A 6,353-nucleotide genomic window follows, 5' to 3' on the forward strand; every position below is an offset into this window, starting at 1 on the left:
GCTTTGCATTCCAACCCAAAGGCTTCACGAAACGATGGTGAGTAGTAGCGTGATGCACCGCGAAATCCGAGCATCGGATTTTCTTCCTTCGGCTCGTAGGCTGCGCCTCCAATCAAGTTCGCATATTCGTTTGTCTTGAAGTCACTCATTCGAACGATCACTTCCTTGGGATAAAACGCGGCCGCAATCATTGCGATGCCTTCAGCCAAACGGTCCACGTAGAACTGCGGTTTGTCTTCGTAGCCCATCGACGCTTTGTCGACTTCGGCTCGTGCGGCGTTATCGAGTTGGTGGTAGTCCAACAAGGCTTGTGGATGCACTTTGACGTAGGTGCTGATGATAAACTCTTCGCGTGCGAGTCCGACGCCGTCGTTTGGAATTGACGACAACGCAAACGCTTCATCGGGCGAACCGACGTTCATCATGATCTTCGTCTTGGGGCGTCGCAGTGTGCTGAAATCAATCGTTTCGACCTCAAACGGCAACTGGCCTTCGTACACGACCCCTTCGTCTCCTTCGGCACAGCTGATCGTGACTTGTTGGCCGTTCTGCAAAACTTCGGTGGCGTTGATCGTGCCGACGATTGCGGGAAGGCCCAGTTCACGGCTGACGATCGCAGCATGGCACGTGCGACCACCCCGGTTCGTGATGATTCCAGCGGCTCGCTTCATGACCGGTTCCCAGTCAGGATCGGTTTTGTCGGTCACCAGAATTTCGCCGTCAGCGAAATCACGCAGTTGATGGACGTCGTGAATCAAGCGAACGGGGCCCGAGCTAATCTTCTCGCCGACGCTCCGGCCGGTCAGCAGTTGCTTTGACTTTTGTTTCAGATGGAATCGTTCGTGCGTGGTCGCCGACTTTCGCGACTGAACGGTCTCGGGTCTGGCTTGCACGATGAACAGTTCGCCGGTTCGACCATCTTTGGCCCATTCCATATCCATCGGGCAAGCTGCACCGCGGCGTTGGCTGAAGTGATCTTCGATGTCGCAGGCCCAGCGTGCCAATTGCAGAGTTTCGTCATCGCTGAGAGCGAAACAATTTGCTTGATCCGGAGAAACCGGGACGTTCTTGGTCATCTTGCTGCCGCCGATGTCGTAGACAAGTTTCATCGCCTTTGTACCGATTGCCTTTTTCAAGATCGGGCGGAAACCTTCCTTTAGCGTCGGTTTGAACACGTAGTATTCATCGGGATTGACGCTGCCTTGAACGACGTTTTCACCGAGGCCGTACGCGGCGTTGATGAGGACGGCGTCACGAAACCCGCTTTCGGTATCGATCGAGAACATTACGCCAGAGGTTGCCAAGTCCGAACGGACCATCTGTTGAATGCCGATCGAAAGAGCGACTTGCATGTGGTCGTATCCATGGTTGGCACGGTACGAGATCGCTCGATCGGTAAACAACGAGGCATAGCAGCGGTGGCAAGCGTCCAACAAAGAAGCTTGGCCACGCACGTTCAAGTAGGTTTCCTGTTGGCCTGCGAAGCTCGCATCGGGAAGGTCTTCGGCGGTCGCACTACTGCGAACCGCGACATCAGCCAACTCGTGACTCGCCGAACCAAGTTGGTGGTAAGCTTCGACGATCGCATGAGACAACGCATCGGGCAACGGCGTCTCTAGAATCATGTGCCGGATGATCAATCCGTGATGCTGCAGACTGTCGACATCGTTCACGTTCATTCCGCTGAGAACCTGCGCGATTTTTTCGTCCAATCCCGTTTCTTCGAGAAACGTGCGATAGGCGAAAGCGGTCGTCGCGAAACCGTTGGGGATGCGAACTCCGCGCGGCGTCAATTGACGATACATTTCACCGAGCGACGCATTCTTGCCCCCCACAATCGGAACATCATCCATTCCAATTTTATCGAACCAACGAAGTAGATCGGTATTTGTTTCGACAGCGATACTCATTGGAAAAGCTCTCTAGCAAAAGAAAGAAATAGACGAGGTCCCTTTTGACGCGAGCGTGAAGCAGACGCCGAGCAATGGGAATCGCAACGAGCGTGCCAATCGGCTGATTGGGCCAATCCCTTGATCGTGCCAATCGACTGAGCGGGCCAATCGACTGAGCGGGCCAATCGACTGAGCGGGCCAATCCGATGAATTCGACAATCGGTTGAGTGGGGAGAGCTTGAACGGAACCGCTCGTACAAAGGCCTCGGCTAAGCCATCTTTTTTTTTGCGAAGCGTGCCGCACGATCAATGTCACCATGCACCCTTCGTCCGCATAGGGCCAACATTCCAAAGTTGTGTGCTATGACGCACGTGCCGGGGGCGTGTCTCGGTTTCGCTTCGCAATCCACCGTGGGAATGCCAGGGGAGTCAATCCGATCGTGGCACAGCCTCGGTACGTTTTCAACGTGACCTTCTTGATTTTTCGCCAAATCGACAATGCCTGCTGGCACGACAAATGCCGCCTTCTCTTTGGATCGCGCCTATCCGTTGACTCAGGGGATTCAAAATGAATGGTGCAATCTTTTTCTCAGGTCAGTACGGCAGCACCGAGCAGTATGCGAACTGGATTAGCGACGCGACCGGCTTACCAGTCTTTAATGTGAAAGATCGAAACGCGGACCCGTCGAAGTATGACTTCCTCGTACTTGGCAGTTCGGTGATTGTTTACAAGTTGACGATCCACAGATGGGTGAAATCGAATTGGAGCAGCATCGAAAACAAGCCAGTCGTGCTGTTTACAGTGTCGGGCGCCCCGGCGGGTCCCAAACTTGATAGCTGGATTGCGAGCTGCTTACCCCAGCAATTGGTAACTCAAATGGATCATGTTGCTCTGCGGGGAAGGTTAGAGCCAAAGAAACTCAGTTGGTGGACAAGACTGATTCTCCGAATCGGTGCATGGCGCAATCCCGACCCCGAAGCCAGCAGGCAGGAACGCGAAGGATTCGACTTTGTGGACAAGTCGACGATCGAACCGATTCGGAAGCTCGTAGAGCAATACCAAAGCGGTGCGGAGGCAATCTCTTCGCAGGGCCATCGATCGTGATATTAACCGTGCTCAATTCGCGTTCCGATACGTTTCATCCATCTCATCCCAACGAAACATCGTGTCTTCAATTAGCACGACAAACGAGCGAGCTGTCGCTGACAAAGAAAGCGTGTTTTCCGCTAGCGGTCTGACCAAAGTCTATCGGATGGGGGAAGTCGATGTTCACGCGCTGCGCGGCGTTGATTTGGATCTGTATCCCGGCGAATTCGTCGTAATCTTGGGGCCATCGGGAAGCGGCAAGTCGACGTTGTTGAATATTCTCGGAGGGCTCGATGTGCCGACCGACGGCAGCGTGCGATATCGGGATCATGATTTGACCGCGGCGGACGAAGGCGAGTTAACTCGCTACCGTCGCGAACACGTCGGGTTTGTGTTTCAGTTTTACAATCTCATCGCTGGGTTGACGGCGATCGAAAACGTCGCGATCGTTGCCGACATCTCTGACAATCCTCTGGAACCCGCCGAAGCGTTGCGAATGGTCGATCTGCAGGACAGGCAAGACCATTATCCATCGCAACTGTCCGGTGGAGAACAACAGCGAGTCGCGATCGCGCGTGCGATCGGAAAGCGGCCGGATGTATTGTTGTGTGATGAACCCACCGGTGCACTTGATGTGAAGACCGGAATTGTAGTGCTCAATGCGATTGCGCGGATCAACAAAGAACTTGGGACGTTGACGGCCGTGATTACCCACAACGCGTCCATCGGTGCGATGGCCGACCGCGTGGTCTATCTTTCGGATGGGCGGATCACGGAAATTAGGGTCAATGCCGTCAAGAAGTCCGCAATCGAGCTTGTCTGGTAGCTTAGCTTGACCGGTAAAAGGTGAATTTCGATGAAGCCGCTGAACCGACTGCTGATCGCCGACGCAAAACGCATGTGGCGTCAAGGGATCGCGATCAGCGTCTTGTTGGCTTGCGGGATCGCGACGTTTGTGATGTCGACCAGCACCATGCAGTCATTGAAAAAGAGCCAAGCAAAGTACTACACGGAATACCGATTCGGCGACGTCTTTATCCATTTGACACGAGCCCCTAACGCAATTGCGGATCGCTTGGCCGAGATCCCCGGCGTTGCCAGGGTGCAGCCTCGCGTGGTTCGGCAGGTCATCCTGGATGTCCCCAGGATGTCCGAGCCCGCGTCTTGTCGACTCGTGTCGATCCCTGACGATCCCGCGACGAGTCTGAACGGCGTCTTCCTCGTTCGCGGCCGACTTCCCAACCCAGCCGGACGTGCGGAAGTGATCGCGAGCGAGCCGTTTGCGGATGCGCACGGTTTTCGACCTGGCGACAAACTCGACGTCATCATGGGTGGTCGCAAAGAAGAATTGCATATCGTCGGCATTGGGATGTCGCCCGAGTTTGTCTACGCCGTCCAGCCTGGGCTGCTACTGACCGACAATCGTCGGTTCGGAATCCTCTGGATGCCTCGTCGCCAGATGGAAGCCGCATTCAATATGGAGGGCGCCTTCAATAATGCCATTCTGCAACTGCGTCCTAGAGCGTCAACAGCAGAAGTCATCTTTCAAGTGGATCGTATGCTGGAGCCGTTTGGGGGCATCGGTGCGTACGACCGCAGCGACCAGGAGTCACATCACCGCGTTGCCGACGAATTGCAACAGATGAACAGCATGGCATACGTGACGCCTTCGATCTTCTTGGCTGTGTCGACATTCTTGTTCAATATCGCGCTGTCGCGAATGGTACATCAGCAAACAGAGCAGATCGCCACACTCCGCGCATTTGGTTTTCGACCTTCGGAGATCGGCTTGCAGTACGTCAAGCTTGTGTTGTTGTTAGTCGTGATCGGGGCATTGTTGGGATGTTTGGCCGGGGTGCCGCTGTCACGATGGATGACAAGCAAGTATGTGTTCTTTTTTCGGTTCCCGATGGTTCAATACGAATTTGCGACCCGAGACGCCGCTTTCGCCGTGCTCATCGGTTTGTCCGCCGCATCGTTGGGCAGCTTCGCCGCGATCCGTCGTGCGATGCGGTTGCCTCCTGCGGTTGCGATGCGTCCGGAAGCACCGAACGAAAACAGACGATCCATCACGCACTGGTTCTGGCTCAAACGTTTTCTCTCACCGACGACGCGGATGATCGTGCGGCGACTCGAGACGAACCGGCGCACGACGGTCTTCTCGGTTTTGGGGATGGCACTCGGTTTGTCGGTGTTGGTGCTCGGGTCGTTTTTTGAAGACACGATCGACTACGTTGTCGATGTGCAGTTCTATCGCTCACAACGCCAGGACGTGACGCTGACGTTTTACGAACCGTTGTCGGCGCACGTGTTGCATGATGTTGAGCATCTTCCTGGGGTGACGAAAGCCGAGCCGTTTCGCTCGGTGCCGGTGCGATTGCGCCGTGGGACACGCGAACATCGCTTGAGTCTGATGGGACTTGAAACCCAGCCCGAGCTGTTTCGCGTCCTTGACGATTCCGAACGTCCCATCTCACTGCCGCCAAGAAACGGGCTAACGATCTCCGAGAAACTTGCGGAAATCTTGGACGTCTCTGCGGGAGACGAAGTGATGGTAGAGGTCTTGGAAGGCGAGCAAAATCGACATCGCGCACCGATCGCCGCGGTCTTTCCGGATTACACCAATCCCGGTGCTTATCTGAACCGGCGTGAACTTCATCGGTTGATGATCGAAAGCGAGCGGCTTTCGGGCGCATTCCTGGCCGTCGACCCACAGCGTCTGGATGATCTTTATGCCGCGGTCAAGGCGACACCGTTCATTGCCGGCGTGACGGACAAAAACGCGGCCAGCAAGAACTTCCAAGAAACGATTGCCGAAAGCACTCTAGTCATGCGAATTGTCAACGCCGTATTCGCTTCCATCATCGCTTTCGGTGTGATTTACAACTGTGCGCTGATCACCTTGGCCGAACGAAGCCGTGACCTCGCAACACTGCGCGTAATGGGGTTCTCGCGTCGCGAAGTGTCTTTCATTCTGCTCGGTGAACTGGGGATCATCACGTTGATGTCGATCCCGGTGGGTCTGCCGATCGGATTGGGGTTCTCCTATTTGACTGTTTTGGCACTCGATACCGAAACCCATCGTTTCCCGTTGGTGATCAGCCACGCCACATTCGCGTATTCAACGCTGGCATTGATCGCGGCCGCGGTCGTTTCGGCATCCTTTGTGCAACGCATGCTGAACGACCTTGACTTAATCGCTGTTTTGAAAGTGAAAGAGTGATCAAACGCTGCCTGACAAAACTGCCCTGGATCTTGCCGATCGCACTGCTCGGCGCGTTGATCATCTTCGGGTTTATGCCGAAACCGGTCGAAGTCGACCTCGCCGAGGTTACCGTGGGGCCGTTGGAGGTTACGGTCAACGATGACGGCGA

Annotated in this window: 4 protein-coding genes; 3 read left to right on the forward strand and 1 reads right to left on the reverse strand. The window is 55.0% G+C overall.

Translation table 11 applies throughout. From position 1 onward, the window contains the following. Nucleotides 1–1,910: phosphoenolpyruvate synthase (gene ppsA / locus ABX962_RS26770; RefSeq protein WP_372723974.1), on the reverse strand; the 1,910-nt coding region annotated here is incomplete at its 3' end. 550 nt (nt 1,911–2,460) lie between these two features. On the opposite strand from ppsA, the gene ABX962_RS26775 reads away from it, so the two are divergent. From ABX962_RS26775 to ABX962_RS26785, 3 genes are all read left to right on the forward strand, one after another. After that, entirely contained in the window at nt 2,461–2,997 is a 537-nt protein-coding gene (locus tag ABX962_RS26775; RefSeq protein WP_372723976.1) for a flavodoxin domain-containing protein, read from the forward strand. A gap of 61 nt (nt 2,998–3,058) precedes the next feature. Further along, the gene (locus tag ABX962_RS26780) at nt 3,059–3,805 is read left to right on the forward strand and encodes an ABC transporter ATP-binding protein (RefSeq protein WP_372723978.1); all 747 of its coding nucleotides are present in this window, start codon (nt 3,059–3,061) and stop codon (nt 3,803–3,805) included. A gap of 30 nt (nt 3,806–3,835) precedes the next feature. Next, a complete protein-coding gene (locus ABX962_RS26785; protein ID WP_372723980.1) occupies nt 3,836–6,202 on the forward strand; it encodes an ABC transporter permease in 2,367 nt (788 codons plus the stop codon). The last annotated feature ends 151 nt before the right edge of the window (nt 6,203–6,353 follow it).

This window comes from Novipirellula sp. (genome assembly GCF_041583735.1).
Taxonomy (GTDB): Bacteria; Planctomycetota; Planctomycetia; order Pirellulales; family Pirellulaceae; genus Novipirellula.